Origin of the sequence: Acholeplasma equifetale ATCC 29724 (assembly GCF_000687735.1) — a bacterium.
In the GTDB taxonomy this organism is placed as follows: Bacteria; Bacillota_I; Bacilli_A; order Acholeplasmatales; family Acholeplasmataceae; genus Acholeplasma; species Acholeplasma equifetale.
In genome coordinates this window covers 23421-45452 of record NZ_JHXL01000008.1, presented here as the reverse complement: position 1 = coordinate 45452, position 22032 = coordinate 23421, and the positions used below count along the sequence as shown (strand labels likewise).

The 22032-nt window shown below is 29.4% G+C and carries 18 protein-coding genes and 1 other annotated feature; of the genes, 17 read left to right on the top strand and 1 reads right to left on the bottom strand.

The window, feature by feature from the left end; all coding sequences use genetic code 11:
- Positions 1 to 2 precede the first annotated feature (2 nt).
- The 6 genes from gyrA to T434_RS0104710 all read left to right on the top strand — a co-directional run bounded on the left by gyrA (position 3) and on the right by T434_RS0104710 (position 9399).
- Complete coding sequence (gene gyrA / locus T434_RS07045; protein WP_084301096.1) at positions 3 to 2597, top strand: DNA gyrase subunit A; 2595 nt, start codon at positions 3 to 5, stop codon at positions 2595 to 2597.
- Positions 2598 to 2729: 132 nt separating this feature from the next.
- Positions 2730 to 3356 (top strand): TetR/AcrR family transcriptional regulator, encoded by a 627-nt coding sequence (locus T434_RS07530; protein ID WP_162150743.1) that lies wholly within the window; start codon positions 2730 to 2732, stop codon positions 3354 to 3356.
- Between the two features lie 4 nt (positions 3357 to 3360).
- Complete coding sequence (locus T434_RS0104725; RefSeq protein ID WP_026400119.1) at positions 3361 to 5691, top strand: ABC transporter ATP-binding protein/permease; 2331 nt, start codon at positions 3361 to 3363, stop codon at positions 5689 to 5691.
- A gap of 16 nt (positions 5692 to 5707) precedes the next feature.
- Positions 5708 to 5906: a binding site (T-box leader), on the top strand.
- 64 nt (positions 5907 to 5970) lie between these two features.
- Positions 5971 to 7233, top strand: coding sequence for a serine--tRNA ligase (gene serS, locus T434_RS0104720; RefSeq protein ID WP_026400118.1), 1263 nt, complete (start codon positions 5971 to 5973; stop codon positions 7231 to 7233).
- Positions 7234 to 7435: 202 nt separating this feature from the next.
- Positions 7436 to 8086 (top strand): response regulator transcription factor, encoded by a 651-nt coding sequence (locus T434_RS07035; RefSeq protein ID WP_162150742.1) that lies wholly within the window; start codon positions 7436 to 7438, stop codon positions 8084 to 8086.
- A complete protein-coding gene (locus T434_RS0104710) occupies positions 8083 to 9399 on the top strand; it encodes a sensor histidine kinase (protein WP_026400117.1) in 1317 nt (438 codons plus the stop codon). Before T434_RS07035 ends, T434_RS0104710 begins: the two co-directional genes overlap by 4 nt.
- On the opposite strand, the gene T434_RS0104705 is transcribed toward T434_RS0104710, so the two are convergent.
- The gene (locus T434_RS0104705; RefSeq protein WP_026400116.1) at positions 9380 to 9796 is read right to left on the bottom strand and encodes an HIT family protein; all 417 of its coding nucleotides are present in this window, start codon (positions 9794 to 9796) and stop codon (positions 9380 to 9382) included. The genes T434_RS0104710 and T434_RS0104705 overlap by 20 nt on opposite strands.
- A gap of 103 nt (positions 9797 to 9899) precedes the next feature.
- Here T434_RS0104705 and T434_RS0104700 point away from each other — a divergent pair, with 103 nt between their 5' ends.
- The 11 genes from T434_RS0104700 (at position 9900) to T434_RS0104650 (ending at position 21922) form a co-directional block, all read left to right on the top strand.
- Positions 9900 to 10490, top strand: coding sequence for a phosphate propanoyltransferase (locus tag T434_RS0104700; protein ID WP_026400115.1), 591 nt, complete (start codon positions 9900 to 9902; stop codon positions 10488 to 10490).
- A 44-nt stretch (positions 10491 to 10534) separates the two neighbouring features.
- Positions 10535 to 11743, top strand: coding sequence for an HD domain-containing protein (locus tag T434_RS0104695; RefSeq protein WP_026400114.1), 1209 nt, complete (start codon positions 10535 to 10537; stop codon positions 11741 to 11743).
- Positions 11733 to 12269, top strand: a complete 537-nt coding sequence (gene rnmV / locus T434_RS0104690; RefSeq protein ID WP_026400113.1) for a ribonuclease M5 — start codon at positions 11733 to 11735, stop codon at positions 12267 to 12269. The genes T434_RS0104695 and rnmV overlap by 11 nt, the downstream gene beginning before the upstream one ends.
- Positions 12256 to 13059 carry a 16S rRNA (adenine(1518)-N(6)/adenine(1519)-N(6))-dimethyltransferase RsmA gene (gene rsmA, locus T434_RS0104685; RefSeq protein WP_035358421.1) on the top strand — a complete coding sequence of 268 codons (804 nt, stop codon included), beginning with the start codon at positions 12256 to 12258 and terminating at the stop codon, positions 13057 to 13059. The genes rnmV and rsmA overlap by 14 nt, the downstream gene beginning before the upstream one ends.
- A gap of 173 nt (positions 13060 to 13232) precedes the next feature.
- On the top strand, positions 13233 to 13517 hold the full coding sequence (spoVG, locus tag T434_RS0104680) for a septation regulator SpoVG (protein ID WP_026400111.1): 285 nt from the start codon (positions 13233 to 13235) through the stop codon (positions 13515 to 13517).
- A gap of 99 nt (positions 13518 to 13616) precedes the next feature.
- Entirely contained in the window at positions 13617 to 14582 is a 966-nt protein-coding gene (locus tag T434_RS0104675; RefSeq protein WP_026400110.1) for a ribose-phosphate diphosphokinase, read from the top strand.
- Positions 14582 to 15142, top strand: coding sequence for an aminoacyl-tRNA hydrolase (pth, locus tag T434_RS0104670; RefSeq protein ID WP_026400109.1), 561 nt, complete (start codon positions 14582 to 14584; stop codon positions 15140 to 15142). Before T434_RS0104675 ends, pth begins: the two co-directional genes overlap by 1 nt.
- Before the next feature lie 51 nt (positions 15143 to 15193).
- Positions 15194 to 18604: a transcription-repair coupling factor gene (gene mfd / locus T434_RS07030; RefSeq protein WP_051614422.1), complete on the top strand. Its 3411-nt coding sequence runs from the start codon at positions 15194 to 15196 to the stop codon at positions 18602 to 18604.
- Positions 18605 to 18607: 3 nt separating this feature from the next.
- The gene (locus tag T434_RS0104660) at positions 18608 to 19786 is read left to right on the top strand and encodes a pyridoxal phosphate-dependent aminotransferase (protein ID WP_026400108.1); all 1179 of its coding nucleotides are present in this window, start codon (positions 18608 to 18610) and stop codon (positions 19784 to 19786) included.
- 146 nt (positions 19787 to 19932) lie between these two features.
- A complete protein-coding gene (gene cls / locus T434_RS0104655) occupies positions 19933 to 21435 on the top strand; it encodes a cardiolipin synthase (RefSeq protein WP_026400107.1) in 1503 nt (500 codons plus the stop codon).
- Positions 21436 to 21445: 10 nt separating this feature from the next.
- Positions 21446 to 21922, top strand: a complete 477-nt coding sequence (locus tag T434_RS0104650) for a hypothetical protein (protein ID WP_026400106.1) — start codon at positions 21446 to 21448, stop codon at positions 21920 to 21922.
- The last annotated feature ends 110 nt before the right edge of the window (positions 21923 to 22032 follow it).

Sequence of the window (22032 nt, the reverse complement as noted above, 5' to 3'; positions counted from 1 at the left end):
ACATCATGGAAGAGAAAAAATTTGACAAAATTAAAGAAATAAAAATTACATCCGAGATGAAAACCTCTTTCTTAAATTATGCAATGAGCGTTATCGTATCTCGTGCCTTACCAGATGTTCGTGACGGTTTAAAACCTGTTCAACGTCGTATTTTATACTCAATGCATGAAAATAATATGTATTATGGATCAGCATTCAAAAAATCAGCGAGAATCGTTGGGGATGTTATGGGGAAATATCATCCACATGGTGACTCATCAATTTATGATGCAATGGTTCGTATGGCGCAACCTTTTAGTTATCGTGCACCATTAATTGATGGACACGGTAACTTTGGATCTGTTGATGGTGACCCAGCAGCAGCCATGCGTTATACTGAAGCGCGTTTATCAAAAATTGCTGGTGAAATGACACGAGATTTAGATAAAGATACAGTTAATTTTGCAGATAACTATGATGGTTCTGAAAGAGAACCACAAGTATTACCTGCAAGATTCCCTAATCTTTTAGTAAACGGATCTACTGGGATTGCTGTTGGTATGGCAACCAACATTCCAGCACATAACTTAGGTGAAGTCATTGACGGTATATTTGCATATATGGATAATGAGGATATTACTGTCTTAGACTTAATGAAATATATCAAAGGACCAGACTTTCCAACTGGTGGTGAAATCCTTGGTATAAACGGATTAAGAGACGGTTATGAAACCGGGAAAGGTATTATTGCAATTCGTGCAAAACACGAAATTGTGATGAATAAAAATAAAGCAGAAATTATTATTACTGAAATTCCTTATAGCGTTAATAAAACAACTTTAATTGAACGTATCGCTCAAGTTGTTAAAGATAAAGTCATTGAAGGTATTAGTGATCTTCGTGATGAATCTAGCCGTAAGGGTATGAGAATTGTTATTGAACTTAAAAAAGATGTTAATCCAGATGTAACATTAAATAATTTATATAAACATACACAACTTCAAACATCATTTGGTATTAACATGATTGCACTTGTAAATGGTGAACCTAAATTACTATCACTTAAAGAGTTAATCAAGTATTATGTAGAACACCAAATTCAAGTCATTACACGTCGTACACAATTTGAATTAGATAAAGCATTAGCTCGTATGCACATTATAGAAGCTTTAATTAAGGCATTATCTGATGTAGATAACGTCATTCAAATTATTAAAGATGCTAAAAATCCAGAAATTGCTAAAAACAACTTAATGGAAGCATATGATTTTACTGAAATTCAAGCAAAAGCGATTCTTACAATGCAACTTCAAAGATTAACTTCTCTTGAAATAGATAAGATTAATGAAGAATCTATAAACTTAAGTCAAAAGATTGCTGAATATAAAGAAATATTAGCATCAGAAGATAAGAAAAAAGATGTATTAAGACAAGAACTTCAAGAAGTTAAAGATAAATTCAGTGAGCCTAGAATGTCTGAAATCAATTATGATTCTGGTTTAAATATTGATAATGAAGAATTAATTCCAGTTGAAGACATTGTTGTTACTGTAACAAATAATGGATATATCAAACGCATGAACGTTGCTGAATATAAACTTCAAAATCGCGGTGGCGTTGGTATGAGTGGTGTGAAACTTCATGAAGATGATTATGTTGAACACATCGCTATGACTTCAACACACGACTTCCACTTATTCTTTACAAATTTAGGAAGAGTATTTAAGATTAAAGGGTATCAATTACCTTCTGGATCACGTCAATCTAAAGGTGTTCCTATTGTAAACTACTTAAACTTCCAAGAAGGAGAAAAATTAGCATCCTTCACAACAGTTAAAGACTTTGATGATGAGAATCAATTCTTATTCTTTGTTACTAAGAAAGGTATTGTAAAACGTACACCAATTATTGAATATAAAAATATTCGTACAAACGGTATTATTGCCCTTAACTTAAAAGAAGGCGATGAATTATTAACTGTTAAGTCAACTGACGGAAATAAAGATATTATATTAGGCGCATCAAATGGTAAAGCAATTCGTTTTAACGAGACAGATGCTCGCGAAATCGGACGTACAGCAACTGGTGTTCGTGGTATGTGGTTAGAAGACGATGAAGTCATCGTTGGCGTTGCTGTTGTAGAATCTGAAGATGAACAAATTTTAGTTATTACAGAAAATGGCTACGGTAAACGTACTGCAGTGAGCGAGTATCGTCGTCAAATCCGTGGCGGTAAAGGCGTTAAGACTTTAAATGTCACTCAAAAGAATGGTAATTTAAGAACACTTAAAGTTGTTACAAGTGAGGAAGATTTAATTGTTGTTACAGATAAAGGTATTACAATTAGAATTCCAATAAGTCAAATTTCTGAAACAAAACGTGCAACTCAAGGTGTAAGAATTATAACACTTAAGAATGATCAAAAAGTTTCAACAGTTGCTGTAGTTCCTCATCAAGAAGAAGAAACTGAAGGAATAGAAACTAATGATCACTTCCAACAAGAAGAACTTAATCTAAATAACGAAAAAAAAGTTATTGAAGTAGTTGAATTAACACCTGAAGATAATGAAGAAGAAACCGAAGAGGTTTCACAAACAAAACTTGACTTAGATATATAAAAAAAAGCTCTAAACGATAAAAAGTTTAGAGATTTTTTTATATGTATTTTTAACATATTTTATCGAAGATGTTTTAATTTCATAAATCTATGCTAATATGTTGATTGAACGTTCGTTCAATGAGGTGATATAATGAATGAACTTAGACTAAAAAACAGACGAGAACAACAAAAAGAAAAAACAAGAAAAAGTATCATTCAAGCGGCATTAAAACATTTTTCTAAGTGTGGATTTCATGGTGCATCGGTAAGAGAAATTCATAAAAGTAGTAATGTTTCAGGAAATATTTTATATCATTATTTTCCAGGCGGAAAAGAAGAATTGATTAAAGTTATTGGTGAAGAAGCTTTAATTAATATTGAAAGTCAATTGAACCAAAATAAATCATATATTGAATCACTTCCGATTTTGGATGCTTTAGAAGCAATATATCAATCAATTGATGATATATTTAATAATCATTTTGAAGAAATCAAACTTATTATGCTTAAAATGGATGATGTTGATCAAAATGTCAAAACTGAATTTATACATATGATAAAAAATAAAGAAAAATGGTTACCCAACTTATTATCTAAAAAAGCCCAAATAGGCGAAATAAATCAAATGGATTTTAAAACAAGCAGTACAATCTTAATAAGTATTTATGCACATCATTTTATGTTAAAATTATCAGGATTCAACAACGGGCCATTAACTGATGATGCAAATCGAAATAAAATTTTTAAACAACTAATAAATCAATGGAAAGGATTATGAGACTATGCTAGAGATTAGAAACGTAAAGAAAATATATAAAATTGGAGAAATAGAATTTCCTGCATTAAAAGGTATTAATTTAGCATTTAGAGAGCATGAGTTTGTTGCTATTTTAGGTCAATCAGGAAGTGGTAAAACAACACTTTTGAATATCATTGGCGGACTTGATCGCTATGATAGTGGGGATATTATTATAGATAATGTTTCAACTAAAAAATATAAAGATAAAGACTGGGATGCATATCGTAATCATCGTGTAGGTTTTGTTTTCCAAAACTATAATTTAATACCACATTTAGACGTTTTATCAAACGTTGAATTAGCATTAACCTTATCAGGTGTATCAAGAGAAGAACGTATTGAAAAAGCGAAAAAGGTATTAGAACGTGTTGGATTAAAAGATCATATGTATAAAAGACCTAATCAATTATCAGGTGGACAACAACAAAGGGTTTCTATCGCGAGAGCATTAGTCAACGATCCAACCATTATCTTAGCTGATGAGCCAACAGGTGCATTAGATAGTGAAACAAGTGTTGATATTATGAATTTACTTACTGAAATATCAAAAGATAAATTAATTATCATGGTTACGCACAATGAGACACTTGCAAAAGAATACGCTAATCGTATTGTTTCAATTAAAGATGGAGAACTTTTAAGTGATACAAACCCATTTAATCCAAAAGAAAAAGATGTTAAGGAAGAAACCCAAAAAACATCAATGAGTTTTTTTACAGCACTACGCTTATCATTTAAAAACCTTCTAACTAAAAAGGTTAGAACATTAATCACAGCATTAGCGGGTTCGATTGGTATTATTGGAGTTGCGCTTGTAATGTCTTTACAATATGGTTTCACCCAATATCTTGATAATATGGAGCGCGGTACATTTGCAGGACTTCCAATCCAAATTAATCGTAGTTTCTTAGATATAAACGCTTTAATGGAGGCAACACAACCAGGTGCAATAAATCAAGAACCTATCGAAGGTGGTATTGGTGGGTATGAACCATTAGAAGTTACTTTAATTAAAGAAAATAAATTAAGTCAAGAATACATTGAGTATTTAAAAAATTCACAACTAGAAGAAAATAACTATGCAACAATTGTTTATAATTACGGTATTAAGCCAAATACAATGTATGTAAACAACGGAAAACTTATTCGCGATAACAAATCAAGTTCAAGAATTGTTAGACAAAGCACATTCACATTAGGTTTCTTAGAAGAATTTTTTGATGTTGTATCAGGAAGATATTATACAGAAAACGAATATGAAGCTATTTTATTTGTGGATAATCAAAACAGAGTTCCAAACGATATTTTAAGATTTTTAGGTTTATTAGGTGAAGATGAAACAGAAAGTGGCGTAATACCATATTCTGATATTGTTGGAAAAGAAATCAAAATTTTAAGTAATGACGTTTTCTATGCAAATCCAGATGAAAATAACACTAAATTTAGAGTTAAATCAGATGAAGAATTAATTGAAATTTATAATTCAAATAATAATCCAAATGTTATCACAATCAAAATTGTTGGTATTGTTCGTTCAAATACACAATTAATTTCAACTTCCCAACACATTGCATTTAACAACAAAGTAAGAGATAGAATTATGGAATTAAATAAAGATTCTCAAGTTGTTATTGCACAAAGAAATAGCGATGATCAATTTCAATCAGTAATTGAGGGAGTTTCATTTAGCTTAGTTAATCCACTAACAAAATATACTAAAGAAGACTTATTAGATGAGTTAGGTGGTATTGAAACGCCATCAAGTATTCTTATTTATCCAAATGGTTTTGACGGGAAAGAACAAGTTATTAAAGTATTAGATAAATATAATGAATTAAATCCAGATGAGCAAATTGGATATACCGATACTGTTGCTTCTGCGGTGTCTGTTATTAAAGATGTTATGAATGCGATATCTGCAGTATTAATCGCATTTAGCTCAATTTCATTAGTTGTATCAAGTGTAATGATTGGTATTATTACATATACATCCGTCCTAGAAAGAACTAGAGAAATTGGTATCTTAAGATCAATTGGTGCAAGAAAGAAAGATATTTCTAGAGTATTTAATGCAGAAGCAATCCTTATAGGATTTATCGCTGGTATATTAGGTGTTACAATCACCTATAGTTTAGTTCCAATTATTAATATTTTCTTAGATGCTGCAACCGGAACTTCAAATACAGCTCAATTATTCTATGGACACGCAATTCTTTTAATTGCAATCTCGGTTGTTTTAACATTTGTTGCAGGATTAATTCCATCAAGAATTGCAGCATCAAAAGATCCTGTTATTGCTTTACGTAGTGAATAAAAAATAGTATAATATAACAAACGCTATAAAAAGAGACTAGTAATTAAGTTGTTAGATAAAAAAGAGAATCTATAGTTAGGTGAAATATAGATATCTACACTTAATGAATCCACTCTTTAGTGATGCTAATCACATCCGGGTCATTCCGTTATCAATGTAATGAGCTATGGAAACATAGGAATTAAGGTGGCACCACGATTTGATTCGTCCTTAAGATTTTTAATCTTAGGGACTTTTTTATTTATAAACTATAATAAAGATGTAAAGGAGAGAATTCATATGTTAGATTTAAAATATGTTTTAGATAATATGGATGAAGTCATAAAAAGACTGAATACACGTAATGGTGATTATTCTTATTTACGTGAACTTAATAATTTAAGTGAAGAAAGAAAAGAAATCATCAAAAAAAGTGAAGATTTAAAAAACAAACGTAATGAAGCAGCTAAACTTATTGGTCAGCTTAAACGTGAAGGTAAAGATGCAAGTCACATTAAGGCAGATTTTAAAGATGAAATTCAAACATTAGATGAAAAGGTTAATGCCTTAGAAAAACAAATGAAAGATATTTTACTTCGCACTCCAAACCTTCCTGATTTAGTTGTTCCATTAGGTAAAGATGATCAAGAAAATAAAGAAATTCGTAAATGGGGAACAATTAGAGAGTTTAATTTTCCTATTAAAGATCATGTTGAATTAGGTGAAAAATTAGGTATTTTAGATTTTACAAGAGCAGCTAAAATAACTGGATCTCGATTTGTTGTTGATAAAGGATTAGGTGCCAGATTAGAACGAGCTTTAATTAACTTCATGATTGATTTACATACATCAGAACACGGATATGAAGAATTAATACCTCCTTATATTGTGAATGAAGATTCAATGTATGGTACAGGTCAATTTCCTAAATTTAAAGAAGATAGCTTTAAATTAGAAGGTTTTCCTTGGTATTTAAACCCAACAGCTGAAGTTCCTACGATTAACCTTTATCGTGATGAAATCATGCCTGTTGAAATGTTAACTAAAAAGTATGTATCTTATACAACAGCATTTAGATCAGAAGCAGGTAGTGCAGGTAGAGATACAAAAGGAATATTACGTCAGCATCAATTCAATAAGGTTGAATTAATTAAGTTTACAAAACCAGAAGATAGTGATGATGAATTAGAAAAGATGTTAAAAGATTCAGAATCTGTACTTCAAAAACTTAACATTCCTTATCGCGTTGTTTTATTATCAACAGGGGATTTAGGATTCTCAATGAGAAAAACATATGATATTGAAGTTTGGTTACCTGGACAAAATATGTATCGTGAAATTGGATCTATCTCTAATGCGGGAGATTATCAAGCAAGACGTGCAAATATTCGTTTTAGAAGAGATAAAAACAGTAAACCAGAATATGTACACACATTAAATGGTTCAGGATTAGCTGTTGGAAGAACCTTAATTGCAGTATTAGAAAATTATCAAAATGAAGATGGAACTGTTACAATTCCTGAAGTTTTACGTCGATATATGGGTGTAGATATTATTAAATAAACCATAATTTTTCAAAATATTACATAGTTTACGACAATATTTGAGAAAGCGAAATATTAACTATATACTAAAAGTACTTCGTTTTTCTCTCTCTATGAAGGGCCCTAAATTACTTTAAATTTAGGGCTTTTCATTTATATACACACAATTATGTGATAAAATTATGTTAATAGAAAAGAACTATTAAGGGGGGACTTTTTTTATGAAAATTTATTACGTAGAAGATGAGAAAGATTTATCCGAAATTATTAGAAAATACTTAGTTCGTGAAAATTACGATGTCACTGTCTTTTATGATGGAGAAACTGCGATGCAACACGTTGGTGATAATGTCGATTTATGGATATTAGACATCATGTTAACAGGCAAAGTTGATGGATTTGATTTAATAAATGCAATCCATGAAAAAAACCCAGATGCAGCAGTTATCTTTACAAGTGCTCGTGACCAAGCGTTAGATAAAATTAAAGGGCTCGAATTAGGTAGTGATGATTATCTTGCAAAACCATATTCCCCAAGAGAATTAATATTAAGAGTTAAAGCTGTTTTAAAACGTAAAACTCAGCGACCTGGATTAGTAAATTATAGTGAATATCAAATTTCACTTGATTCAAGAGAAATTCGTCACAATGATCAAATTATTGAATTAACCAATAAAGAATTTGAAATGTTGTTAGTATTCTTAAAAAATAAGCAACAGCCAATTGAACGCAAAATATTGCTAAATGCAATATGGGGTGAAAACTATGTTGGTTCTGATCGAGTTGTTGATGATTTATTAAGAAGATTAAGAGCTAAAATGCCTCTATTGAGAATTGAAACTATTTATGGGTTTGGCTATCGATTACTATGAATAATTTTAAACTTGCTTCACAAGTCAATATGATCTTTAGCTTTGTTACAATACTAGGATGTATAGTATTCCTTTTTGTACTTAACTTAAGTTTCACAAAAGGCTATGAAAATCAAAATATTGTCTATCTTGAAAACTTTTACAATAAAGTTAAAAATAGATATGAAGAAAATCCTAGTTATTTTGACTTTGAATATGAAGCGGTTTATAATGACTACATTATTTTAAATACACTCGGATATATCGATACATATAAAAATACAAACGTTGGACAAAAAAACATTTTAGATGTATATGATCTTGTTATGGATGAATATTTTTATCAAGATTTTGAAGGAAAGACATTACCCATTAAATATCAAAAATATAATAATATTAGTTTCATGGGTGAGGTTATTCGAATTGATGGTAATGTCAAATATGCTATTATCGTTTTAAGTGATACAGATAAATATATTAAAGACATGACAGGGGATATACCGTTTTATACAACATTAGCATTCTTGAATATATTAGTTTTAGGAAACGTAATTATTTGGTTATGGAGTACAAATACTGTAACAAAACTTAAAGACCTTAAAAATGCAATTGATGCCATGGTTAAGGACGACTATAAAAATGAAATTAAGGTTGCAGGCGCCCAAGAGATTAATGAGTTATCATTAGCGATTGATAAAATGCGCCAAGAAATTAAGAAAAATGAAGAAACAAAAAAAGATATGATCCAAAATCTTGGGCATGATTTAAAAACACCAATTGCAGTTATTAAATCATATGCTGAAGCAATTTTAGACGGTATTGAAGATAAAGAAGCTGCAAATTTAATTATTAAACAAGCTGATATTTTAAATAATAAAGTCAAGCAAATTATTGAATACTCAAAAGTTGGATATATGAAGTTAGATGAAAATTTAGAAGAAGTATCCATGAAAGAAGTGATTCAACAAGTTGTTGATCATTATAAATACTTAACACATGCTCAAATCATTGTTGATGTTGAAAGTGATTGGAAACATTTAATGGTTAGAGAAAACTTTTATATTGTTGTTTCAAACATTATTGATAATGCGATACGTTATGTAGAAACTAAAATTGTTATTCAATTAAAAAATAAAAAACTCACCATCTTTAATGACGGTGAGCACATTGAAACTGAAATATTACATTCATTATTTAAACCTTATGAAAAAGGTTCAAAAGGACAATTTGGGTTAGGATTAGCCATTGTTAAAGAAACATTAGATCATTTTGGATTAAGAGTTACAGCTCAAAATCATCATAATGGTGTACTATTTACGATAGAGCCGCAATAATCATTGCTGCTCTTTTTTTGTAGTCTTCTTGGGTTAGTGTAGACATTTGGTTAGGTAATTCAACTTTTATATCATCATTTTTAAATCGTGGGATAATGTGGACGTGATAGTGAAATACAGTTTGGCCTGCCATTGCACCATTGTTGTTTAACAGATTAACACCAGAAGCATTAAAAGCATTTGAAATAGCTACTGATAAATTTTTAACAACAACAATTAAATGTTTTAACGTATCTTCAGGAACCTCGAAAATATTTTTATAAGGCTCTTTTGTAACAACTAATGTATGACCTAAAGTTGTTTGTGTAATATCTAAAAATGCTATCACCAGATCATCTTCATAAACAATATGTGCAGGTATTTCGCGTTTAATAATTTTTGTAAAAATTGTTTCCATGTGATATCACTCCTTTACTATATATTATAACAAAAATGTGAAATTGATAGTTTTATATAAATAGTGATATAATTGTAATGAAAATTAGAAGGGAAGTTTAATTATGAGAAAGATACCAGTTGGTATATCTGGACGTCATGTTCACTTAACCAAAGAACATTTAGAAATTTTATTTGGTAAAGGTTATGAATTAACAAAATTCAAAGACTTAAGCCAACCAGGACAATACGCTGCAGAAGAAAAAGTTACAGTTGTATCTCCACAAGGTTTAGCACTTGAAGGAGTGCGTATTTTAGGACCAGTTCGCCCTCAAAGTCAAGTTGAAATATCAAAATCTGATGCAATTCGTTATAAATTTGAAGCACCAGTTCGTTCAAGTGGTGATATTAAAGGAAGCGGCGCTTGCAAACTTATAGGACCTAAAGGTGAAGTTGAATTGAACGAAGGTGTAATTATTGCTGACCGCCATATTCACTTCTCATTAGAAGAAGCCAAAGAATTTGGTGTTAAAGATAAAGACATCGTATCTATTAAAATTAGTGGTGAAAAACCAGGTATTTTAGACAATATTTTATGTAGAGTTCACGAAAACTTTAGATTAGACTGTCACTTAGATACTGATGACGGAGCAGCATTCTTATTAAAAAACGGGGATACTGTTGAATTAGTTAAAAAATATATTATTGTTGAATAAAAAATGAGTGGCTATGCCACTTATTTTAAAAAAAGGGTGAGAAAATGAAGAAAAAACGACAACAAGTTTTTCGAGATCCATTATATGGATATATACATATTGATTATGACTTTATCACAGAATTAATTGATAGTTCTGTCTTTCAAAGATTAAGAAGAATACGTCAATTATCTGGTGTTCATATGGTGTTTCATGCCGCTGAACATTCACGTTTTACACATGCTTTAGGTGTATATGAATTGGCATATCGTTTTTTGAAAATTGAAGAAATCAACGAAGCACTCAATGAACGTGAGCAACAATTATTTTTAGCAGCAGCATTATTACATGATATCGGACATGGTGCTTATTCACATGCATTTGAATATGTATTTAAAGTAAATCACGAAAAAATTGGAGCAAGAATTATTCAAGAACACCCAGAAATTACAAAAGTATTAGATAAAATTGATAAAGATTTTAAATATGATTGTGCATCAATTATTCTAAAAAAAGGCAAATACCCTTTAATTGAACAACTTATCTCTAGTCAGTTAGATATTGATAGACTTGATTATTTAGAGCGCGATGCATATTTTACAGGTGCTGCATATGGACATATTGATTTAGATCGATTAATGCGTGTAGTTACAGTTAAAAATAATCGTTTAGTTTTTAAAGCAAGTGGTATTCACGCGATAGAAAATTATTTAGTTGCAAGATATCATATGTACTGGCAAGTATATTACCATCCAAAAGCTAGGGCCTATGAAGTAATATTAGAAAAGATTTATTTAAGGGTAAAAGATTTAATTCATGGTGGTTATCAATTTATTCAAGATGTTTCTTATCTTAAAGCCATTTTAGATAATCCAAATGATTTAGATGCATATTTAGAAATTGATGATTTTTATATCAATGGTATGATTGCATCATTCAAACATGAAAAAGATACAATACTAAAAACATTAGCACATGACTTCCTTAATCGAAGAATGTGGAAACACATGGATGATAATAAAGAAAACGAAGAAGCAATTCAAAAAATATATAATGATTTAACCGAAGAAGAAATTAAGTATTTCACTTTAAAGACTTCAGTACAACAAGGTGCATATCAAGAATCTAGATCTAACCTAGGTGATCAAATATATATACTTAATGAAAAAAATGAAGTTATATCATTAACACAACATTCATCCATTGTTCATTCACTTGTTAAATCTTCAATGAAAATTGATCCTAAAATTTTCTACCGACCATATGAAAGATAAATTATATGTTGTTGAAGGTAGTCATGATGAAGCACTTTTAAAACACGTATATCCTGAAATTAAAACAATTTCAGTTGGTGGATCGCAAATTAAAGATGATGTTTTAAAATTTTTAATTGAACATCAAGGGGAATTCGAAATCATTTTAATTTTAGATCCTGATCATCAAGGTAAAAGAATCCGAGATAAATTGAGTAGTGTATTAAAAGAACCAAAACATATTTTTTTAGACAAAGAGTTTTCTCGTTCTAAAAATAATCGAAAAATAGGATTAGAACATGTTCCGATTGAATATTTAAAACAAATAATTAAATACGAAGTTAAAGAATCAAACGTCCAAATGTTATCTATGCACGATTTATATGATTTAAAATTGACAGGATTTGAAGAATCTAAAGATTTACGCTATAAAGTTGCATCACATTATCATTTAGGACACGTTAATTCGAAGACATTATTAAAACGTTTAAACTGGTTAAATCTCACAAAATCTGATATTAAGAGGGTTATCGATGCATCAAGCTAAGAAAAAATACGGACAAAATTTTATTAAAGATATAAATTTAATTAAAAAAATTGTTACAAGTGCAGAAATTAATAATAAAAATGTCTTAGAAATAGGACCAGGATTAGGTGCATTGACTCAATTCTTAGTTAAGGATTCAAAAAAATATTTAGCATTTGAGATTGACTTAAGTTTAAAAGAACACTTAACTCAATTTGAAAATGAAAAAGCTAAAATTATCTATATAGATTTTATGGATGTTAAAGAAATTGATATCAACAATTACTTTAACAACGAAGAAGTCCATTTAGTGGGTAATTTACCATACTATATTACAACACCGATTATCTTTAAGTTTTTAGAGATGAATCAAATAAAGTCAGCAACAATCATGGTTCAAAAAGAAGTTGGAGAACGCATGATCAGTGCTAAAAACTTAAAAAGTTACAACGCTTTTTCTGCAATCTTACAATACTATACACATGTAACTAAAGTACTAAATGTTAAGAAAGAGATGTTTAGTCCAGTTCCTAAAGTTGATTCTATGGTTGTTAGATTAACAAAAATTGAAAGACCATATAATGATGAATTTCATAAATTATATGAAAAGGTTTCGAAACTAGCTTTCACTCAAAAACGTAAGACACTTGTTAATAATCTTCAAAACGGATTAAACTTATCTAAAGATGAAATTATTAAACTAATTAGTGCACTACATTTTGATGAGAAAACAAGAGCTGAAGCGTTAAGTGTTGAGAATCTAATTGATTTAACATTAGAAATTCAAAAAAACAATATACATATCAAATAAAAAATTCTCTACTTCTAAAGAGAATTTTTTTATTTTTAATGAATATTAATTGGATTTTTGAATAAAAAATACATTTCCATATCAAAAACTAAACAAAAATTAAGTGTAAGCGTTTGTATTATGTAAAAATATGGTATAATAATGTTAAGTTTCTTAACATCTAGGAGGGCAAAGTGAAAGTTACAGACGTGAGAGTTAGACTCGTAACGAGTGATTCAAGACTGAGGGGTATTGTCACTGTTACATTTGATGATTCATTTGTGGTTCATGACATACGCGTCATAGAAGGGGAAAATGGCATTTTCGTAGCTATGCCAAGCAAAAAAATGCCAAATGGGGGATTTAGAGACATCGCTCACCCTATTCATCAAGAAATGAGAAAAGCAGTTGAAGACGCTATTATTAAAGCCTATGAGGCTGCAGTTGAATCTCAAAAACAAGAAACTAATGGGGACTAAATAGCACCAGATAAAAAGGCGGCACATTACCGTCTTTTTTCTTTTTAAAATGAACTTAAGAGTGATATAATAAGTTAAGTATGAGAGGAGCGTTAATTTATGGTCACCGATTTAAAAAAAGTTAAATTATTCGCATTAAGTGCAAATCGCCCATTAGCTGAATCGATTTCAAAAACTGCAAAAATTCCATTATCTAATGTTGAGGTAGTCCGTTTTGCAGATGGAGAAATTACTGTCAATTTAGAAGAGTCTGTTCGTGGCAATCACGTTTTTGTTGTCCAACCAACAAGTGAACCTGCAAACGATCATTTAATGGAAGTTTTAGTATTAACTGACGCACTTAAACGTGCATCTGCAGCATCAATTACAATTATCATGCCATATTATGGCTATTCAAGACAAGATAGAAAAGTTAAGAGTCGTCAGCCGATCACAGCTAAACTTGTAGCAAATCTTTTGCAAGTTGCAGGTGTTAATCGTGTTGTATGTATTGATTTACATGCTGCACAAATTCAAGGTTTCTTTGATATACCTATTGATAACTTTCCGGGAGCACCACTTTTAGCCTCATACTTTAAAAAGAAAAAATTAGATAACGTCGTTGTTGTATCACCCGACCATGGTGGGGTTTCTCGTGCAAGGGTATTTGCAACATACTTTGATGCACCACTTGCAATTATTGATAAAAGAAGACCTAAACCAAATGAAGCTGAAGTTATGAATATTATCGGGGATGTTAAAGATGCAACATGTATTATGATTGACGACATCGTTGACACAGGTGGTACTTTAATTGCAGGTGCTAATGCATTATTAAAAATGGGTGCTAAAGAAGTATATGCAGCAGCAACACATGGTGTCTTAACCAAACAAGCAACAGATCGTATTCAAGATTCTGTATTAAAAGAGTTAGTTATCACAGATACAATTAATTTAAAAGAAGAAAAAAGACGACCAAAAATTAAACAACTCTCAATTGGACCATTACTTGGAGAGGCAATCTTACATATTTTAAATGATGAACCAATTTCTCAAATCTTTACTAGAATTGTTGAGGATATCTAATGAAGTTAATTGTGGGTTTAGGTAATCCTGGTAGAGAATACGTTCAAACAAGACATAACGTTGGATTTATGATGATTGATAAACTTGCATATGAAACTAAAACAGAATTTAAAGTAAATGAAAAATTAAAAAGTGCTTTAGTTAAAACAAAAATTGAGAATGAAGATGTTATACTTGCAAAACCATTAACCTACATGAATTTATCCGGTGAAGCAGTAGTTGCAATATCAAACTTTTACAAAATAGAAACAAAAGATATTTTAGTAATTTCTGATGATATTGCCTTACCATTAGGAAAAATTCGTTTTAGAAATCAAGGGACTCATGGCGGTCAAAAAGGATTAAAACATATATTAGAACAGTTTAAAACTAATGACATTAAACGATTAAGAATAGGTATTGATTTTGATCCAAAATACGATAAAGCAGATTATGTTTTATCTCGCTTTACCAAAAATGAAATTGATCAACTTATGATGTCGTTTGATACATGTTATGTTGCAATTAAGGAATGGATTTCTACCGATAACTTTAATATAATTATGTCAAAATATAATTAATATACCCCCCAGACTTGAGTGTCTGGGCTTTATGCATTGGGAAGGATTTATATGAAAAATACAAAATTACTTGAACTTTATCAAAATACATTGCCTGTTACGACTAAAAATGGGTATTTTAAGCATGTTACTCCAAGTTTCTTACAATGGGTTATTGAACTTAAGTTTTTACTTAAACAAAAAAACATTATTGTTGTAACACCTAATTTATATGATGCTCAAAAATTTTATGATAAGTTGTCAAATTGTATTGGTGAAGAATTTGTTCTTTTTTATCCACAAGACCAAATACTTACAACAATTATGGCATTAGGGTCACCTGAATTTAAAAACGAACGCTTATTTACATTAAGAAAACTTTTAGAGGGTAAAGAAAATTATGTAGTCATAACAACCCAAGATGGTTTATTAAAACGACAACTTAAACCACAAGACTATATTAATAGTGTTTTAACACTTAAAAAAGGTATGCAATATAGTTATGAAAAGTTAACTCAAAAATTAATTTATGATGGATATAAATATAATTATACGGTTGAACGTCCAGGTGAATATTCTATTCGTGGTTCAATTGTTGATATATTCACACACCATAATAAAAATCCATATCGTATAGATTTTTTTGATGATGAAATTGAAACAATTAAAACTTTTGATGTTTTAACACAACGTAGTATCGAAAGCGTTGAAGAAATTGAAATTGCACCATTACATGAACTCTTTTTCACAGATAAACAAAAAGATGAAGTTTTAGAAAAAATTAAAGATTTTTTCGGTAATAAAGAATTATCAACAAAAGAGAACGATAAGTATTTAAGAGATTTAGAAAATTTAGAGCAAAGAAATAAATTAGATACTTTAAGTTATTATATTCCATTTTTCAATGAAGAAGAGACGACCATTTTAAATTTTACAAATCATTATGAACTTATATTCGTTGATTATTATAAAATGGTTGTTAACGAAAATAATGTAATATCTGATTTGAAAATATTAGAAGAGACATTAAAAGGAAATGCATTTACATTAATTCCTTTTAGATTACCACTATCATCGCTTGATGATAAAGATAAAATTAAATTTGATCTCTATCATACACCAAATATAGAAGCGATAGAGTTATCGGTACTTGATATTGAATCATTTGAAAATTTATTAGATCCATTAATTTTCTACCTAAAAAACTATGAGACATTTAAAGTGTTTTTCATATTAAAAAATCAAGAAAATTTAGATAAAATTAAGAAATTTATTGAGTTAAATAAGAAAGATATTTCAAATGAATGTTATTTTATTTTAGATGAATTTCCGGGTTCATTTATTGATGAAAATAACAAAGTTATAATTATAACAGATGAAATATTATTCAAAGAGAAAAAGACAAGTCGCATTCGCTATCGTTCAGTCATCAACCAATCGGTTAAAGTTAGAGATGCATCAGAATTAACAGAAGGTGATTATGTTGTTCATTATAACTTTGGGATTGGTCGATATATGGGACTTAAGACCATGGATTTATCTGGTGTAAAACGTGATTATTTACATATTATTTATGATAATGATGAAGCATTATATGTACCAACGGATCAGATTGATCTTATTTTAAAATATCGAAATTTTGATGATATTCCACCTAAACTATCTAAATTAGGCACTAAGCAATGGCAAAAAACAAAAGAAGCAGTTAAGAAAAAGATTAAAGATTTATCCGATCGACTACTTAAACTTTATAGTCAGCGAAAAGAAGCTAAAGGATATAAGTTTAGTGAAGACAACGAAATTTTAAAAGAATTTGAAGGAGACTTTAAATACGAAGAAACCAAAGACCAACTGAAAGCAATCGAAAGTGTCAAACGCGACATGGAATCAGAAATACCGATGGATAGATTAATCGCAGGTGATGTTGGATTTGGAAAAACTGAGATTGCATTAAGAGCTTCATTTAAAGCGATTTTAGATGGTAAGCAAGTTGCATATTTAGTACCAACAACAGTTTTAGCTCGTCAACATTATTTAACATTTAAAGAGCGTTTTGAAAAATACGGCGGAGTTGTTGAATTATTAAGCCGATTTGTCTCAAAGAAAGACCAAAATCAAATTTTAGAAAGATTAAAAAATGGTTATATTGATGTATTAATTGGTACACATCGTATCTTATCTGATGATGTTGTTTTTAAAGATTTAGGTTTATTTATTATTGATGAAGAACAACGATTTGGTGTAGAACACAAAGAAAAAATTAAAGAATTAAAAGTTAATGTTGATACATTGACACTTTCTGCAACACCAATTCCTAGAACACTCCAAATGGCGATGTATGGGTTAAAAGATTTATCAATGATTGAAACGCCACCTTTAAATAGATACCCTGTTCAAACATATGTTATTGAAAGACAAGACCCGATTATTAAAGAAGCCATTGAAAAAGAAATAGCTCGTGGTGGACAAGTATTTTATTTATTCAATAATGTTATTGGTATTGAACATGTTGTTGAGCATATAAAAGAATTAGTTCCTTATGCAAGAGTAAGTTTTGCACATGGAAAAATGCGTAAAGATCAGCTAGAAAAAGTATTAGAATCATTTATTAATCGAGATTTTGATGTATTAGTAGCAACAACAATTATTGAAACAGGTGTTGATATCCCGAATTCAAATACACTCATTATTCATGATGCTGATAAATTAGGATTAGCTCAACTTTATCAATTAAGAGGTCGAGTTGGACGAAGTGATCGAATTGCCTATGCATATTTAATGTATGACGCACACAAGAATATGAATGATGAAGCACGTAAACGATTAAGTGTTATTGAAGATTTTACAGACTTAGGTAGTGGATTAAAAATCGCATTAAGAGATTTAAATATTCGCGGTGCCGGAGATATTCTAGGTGAAGAACAGTCTGGATTTATTGATTCTGTTGGTATGGAAGTATATTTAAGGTTACTAAAAGAAGTTATGGAACCAGATAAAGAAGTTGAAACTCAAACGGAAGGTCCCGAACAAATTTTTGCACAGCGCCATATTCCAAAAGAATATATTGAAAAAGATTCAGTACGTATCGAAATTCATAAACGTATTCAAAGTTTAAATCGACTATCTGAAGTTAATGAATTAAAAGATGAATTAACTGACCGTTTCGGGCATTTAGATTTAGATGTTTCATTATATATGTATGAAAAACTATATAAAAAGTTATGTCATAAAGCAAGCATTAAACAAACGATAGTTGAAAAAAATATAGTTAAAATGGTGATACCTTGGGGAGAAAATGTTAAACTTAATGGTATCAAGTTCTATGAAGCAGCTTTAGTGAACGGACTAACAATTGAACTTAGGGATATGCGAGGTCAAACAGAAGTTCATCTTCTAACAAAATTAAGATCAGAACACTGGTTATACTTAGCTTGTGAACTATTAGATTACTACGTGTATGCCGAAGATAAACAAAGGGGATAACACATGTCAAAAGTGGATATATTAAAGATAGCTAAAGAAGCACAAGATGCTAAAAATTTGAATCCAAATATCGTTAATGGAACAATTGGTATGTTTTTAGATGATAACCATGAATTTATCATTCATGATGTTATAGATGCATACCACAACCTTAACTTAAATGAGACATTTAAATATGGACCTACCGATGGAGGAGAAACTTTTAAAAAGAATGTCATAGACTGGGTATTTGGGTCTAAAGTTAAAGATATTCAAAAACATTTTGACATATCAGTTATTGCATCACCGGGGGGTTCAGGGGCGTTATCACTTATTTTTAATAGTTATGGTAATATAAACGATGTTGTCTTAGTACCAGATATTAGATGGCGATATGATTATTTTATTAATAGTGCTAATAAAGAAACTATAAGTTTTAAATTATTTGATGAAAACAACTTTAATATCAAGGATTTAAAAGAAAAGATTGGAGTATATGCTAGCAAACAAGAAACACTATTAATTGTGATAAATGATCCATGTCATAATCCAACAGGTTATCAATTAAGCAATCACGAATGGGATGAACTCATTGACATATTAAATATGTATGATGAAAATCAAATTAAACTCATTTATGATATTGCGTATATGGACTTTAATCCAGAAGGCTTAATTCATTCAAGAGAAAAATTCATAAAACTTACCAAATTAAAAAGACACGTTGAACCATTGATTGCGTTTAGTGCTTCAAAGTCATTTGCAATATATGGTGTTCGTCTTGGTGCACTTATTGCATTACACCAATTAAAAGAACAAGCATTATTTTTCAAAAATGTTGTTATAGAAGATGCACTTGGTAAATGGAGTACCGCACCAAGTGTTGGTATTGGAATATTTAATGAGATTATCAAAAACAAAGATAAATATTTGACCTCACTTGAAAGATTTACACATATATTAAGTCAACGTGGCAATATTTTTATTGAGGAAGCGAACGAAGTTGGATTAAAAATTTATCCATATAAAGGTGGATTCTTTGTCTTAATCAAACATGAAAACCCAATTGAAGTTTTTGAAAAACTTAAACAAAACAATATTTATTTAGTTCCTATGGATGAAGGATTAAGACTGGCATTATGCAGTATTCCAACGAATGAAATTAAAGGTTTGGCAACACGCATATTTCATATCATCAAATAAAAGAAAAAATATTGAAATAGTAAGATGTTAGTAGATACAAAAAACTACTAGCATCTTTTTTGTTGTAAAAGTTCGAAAATTAAAGATAAAAACTGTAATTATATTTATCTATGATAAAATTTGAGTATATAGGAAGGATGAACTAGATGAGAAGACTTATATCCATTTTGACAAATAGATTAGTTATTGTTGGCCTTTTTTTATTACTGCAAATCGCATTAATCGTTTGGTTTATTCTAGAATTTGCATCACGTTGGTACTATCTACATTTAACATCTATGATTATTGGTTTTATGATTAGCTTGTATTTAATATCTGATGATAAAAATCCAATATTTAAAATGACATGGATTATATTTATTTTAATTACACCTGTTTTTGGTGTGTTGCTTTACATATATTCAAGAACCGAAAGTTTGAGTATGTCATCATCTTCAAGAATGCGTGAAGTTCAAAAGAAACGTGAAGAATTATTAAGTCATGAAATATCATATCCTTCAGATGAATACTTTAAACAACAAAAATATTTAATGAATTTAAATTTCCCTGTGTATAAAAATACAAAATCTATCTTTCTACCAAGCGGAAAAATTAAACAACAACATTTGTTAGAAGAATTAAAAAAAGCAGAAAAATTTATTTTCATGGAATATTTTATTATCACAAAATCAAAAATGTGGGATGAAATATTAGATGTATTAATTGAAAAACAACAACAAGGTGTTGAGATTCGTATTATGTATGATGATTTTGGTTCAGCGACTAAATTACCATATAATTATCATAAAAAATTAGAAAAACTTGGTATGAAAGTTGTTCGATTTAATCCAATGAAATTACATTTAAATTTTTCAATGAACTATAGAGATCATCGAAAAATTGTTGTTATAGATAATAAGATAGCCTTTACAGGTGGTATTAATATTGGTGATGAATATACTAATAAAAAGAAAGTATTTGGTTATTGGCATGATGCAGGGATTATGATTGAAGGAGAAGCGGTTTGGAGTTTTACTGCACTATTCCTTGAAAACTGGATATATTCAACTAAAAAAGAAGAAAAAATAGAGAATTATCATATTAAACATAGTGTTCATGGAAATTACCAGTATATTCCATTTGGTGATATCCCAGTTGATAAAAGTCTAACTGCAAGAAGTATTTATCTACATTTGATTAATGATGCTAAAAAATCAATATATATAACAGCACCATATTTAATCTTAGATACAGAAATTTCATCTGCTTTAAAACTAGCAGCTGAAAGTGGTGTGGATGTCAATATTATTATTCCTGCAATTCCTGATAAGAGATTAGTTTATATGGTTTCTGAATCATACGTACAAGAATTAATTCCTTATGGTGTAAAAATTTATAAATTTTCTCCAGGTTTTATTCATTCTAAAATGATTATTTGTGATGAAAAGGTTGCAATGATAGGTACATCTAACTTAGATTTTAGAAGTTTGTACATGCATTTAGAAAATAATTTATGGTTAAATGATCCAAATACAATAAAAGATATGTCAGAATATTTTAAAGAAACACTCAATTATTCAAAACAAATTACAAAAGAAGCAATCAAAAAAAGAAATATTATTTATCGCGTTTTTCAAGCGGTTTTAAGAACCTTTTCACCGTTATTATAGGAGTATATCAATGGTTAAATTACAAGTTTATAAAAAATCAACCAAAATATGGTTAGGTGTTATATTAGTTTTACTTACAATTTTAAACGCCTTTAATTTAATTTATATTGGTTTTACAGCTGATATTTTAAGAAACATACTTGTTATAATGATTTTATTGATTGAAATCATTGTATTAGTTTTCTTTATATTAAAATTCCAAACCTTAACAGTTACAAAAGAATCAATTACATTACATATGTTAGGAAGACATATTAAAACATTTAAATGGGATGAAATACAATCAATCGAAGTTAAAAAACTTGCAAGTCCAGGCAGTTCATTTTATCGAATGAAAGAATGGATTATTTTAAAAGCGGATGATCATCCGATATATTATGTACGACATAACTATAAAAAATTACCTTGGATGTTAGTTAAAACGAATCATAATTTAGAAGTTATTCAATCATATTCTGATCACATAAAAAATACGCGCAACCTCTAACTTTTAGGGTTGCTTTTTAATTATATTAAAAAACCCACAATCCGATATATTTAAGTAGAAAACGTTTTCAATTATAGAATTCCAAGCAAATAATTTTACAACGATATAAA

What these genes read in the sequence shown, in the direction of transcription:
- T434_RS0104660 (WP_026400108.1), top strand. Translation starts at nt 18,608, where the DNA reads ATGTCAAAAGTGGATATATTAAAGATAGCTAAAGAAGCACAAGATGCT.
- pth (WP_026400109.1), top strand. Translation starts at nt 14,582, where the DNA reads ATGAAGTTAATTGTGGGTTTAGGTAATCCTGGTAGAGAATACGTTCAA.
- rsmA (WP_035358421.1), top strand. Translation starts at nt 12,256, where the DNA reads ATGCATCAAGCTAAGAAAAAATACGGACAAAATTTTATTAAAGATATA.
- rnmV (WP_026400113.1), top strand. Translation starts at nt 11,733, where the DNA reads ATGAAAGATAAATTATATGTTGTTGAAGGTAGTCATGATGAAGCACTT.
- cls (WP_026400107.1), top strand. Translation starts at nt 19,933, where the DNA reads ATGAGAAGACTTATATCCATTTTGACAAATAGATTAGTTATTGTTGGC.
- T434_RS0104650 (WP_026400106.1), top strand. Translation starts at nt 21,446, where the DNA reads ATGGTTAAATTACAAGTTTATAAAAAATCAACCAAAATATGGTTAGGT.
- T434_RS0104725 (WP_026400119.1), top strand. Translation starts at nt 3,361, where the DNA reads ATGCTAGAGATTAGAAACGTAAAGAAAATATATAAAATTGGAGAAATA.
- T434_RS0104710 (WP_026400117.1), top strand. Translation starts at nt 8,083, where the DNA reads ATGAATAATTTTAAACTTGCTTCACAAGTCAATATGATCTTTAGCTTT.
- serS (WP_026400118.1), top strand. Translation starts at nt 5,971, where the DNA reads ATGTTAGATTTAAAATATGTTTTAGATAATATGGATGAAGTCATAAAA.
- T434_RS0104700 (WP_026400115.1), top strand. Translation starts at nt 9,900, where the DNA reads ATGAGAAAGATACCAGTTGGTATATCTGGACGTCATGTTCACTTAACC.
- T434_RS0104675 (WP_026400110.1), top strand. Translation starts at nt 13,617, where the DNA reads ATGGTCACCGATTTAAAAAAAGTTAAATTATTCGCATTAAGTGCAAAT.
- T434_RS07035 (WP_162150742.1), top strand. Translation starts at nt 7,436, where the DNA reads ATGAAAATTTATTACGTAGAAGATGAGAAAGATTTATCCGAAATTATT.
- T434_RS0104695 (WP_026400114.1), top strand. Translation starts at nt 10,535, where the DNA reads ATGAAGAAAAAACGACAACAAGTTTTTCGAGATCCATTATATGGATAT.
- mfd (WP_051614422.1), top strand. Translation starts at nt 15,194, where the DNA reads ATGAAAAATACAAAATTACTTGAACTTTATCAAAATACATTGCCTGTT.
- T434_RS07530 (WP_162150743.1), top strand. Translation starts at nt 2,730, where the DNA reads ATGAATGAACTTAGACTAAAAAACAGACGAGAACAACAAAAAGAAAAA.
- T434_RS0104705 (WP_026400116.1), bottom strand. Translation starts at nt 9,796, where the DNA reads ATGGAAACAATTTTTACAAAAATTATTAAACGCGAAATACCTGCACAT.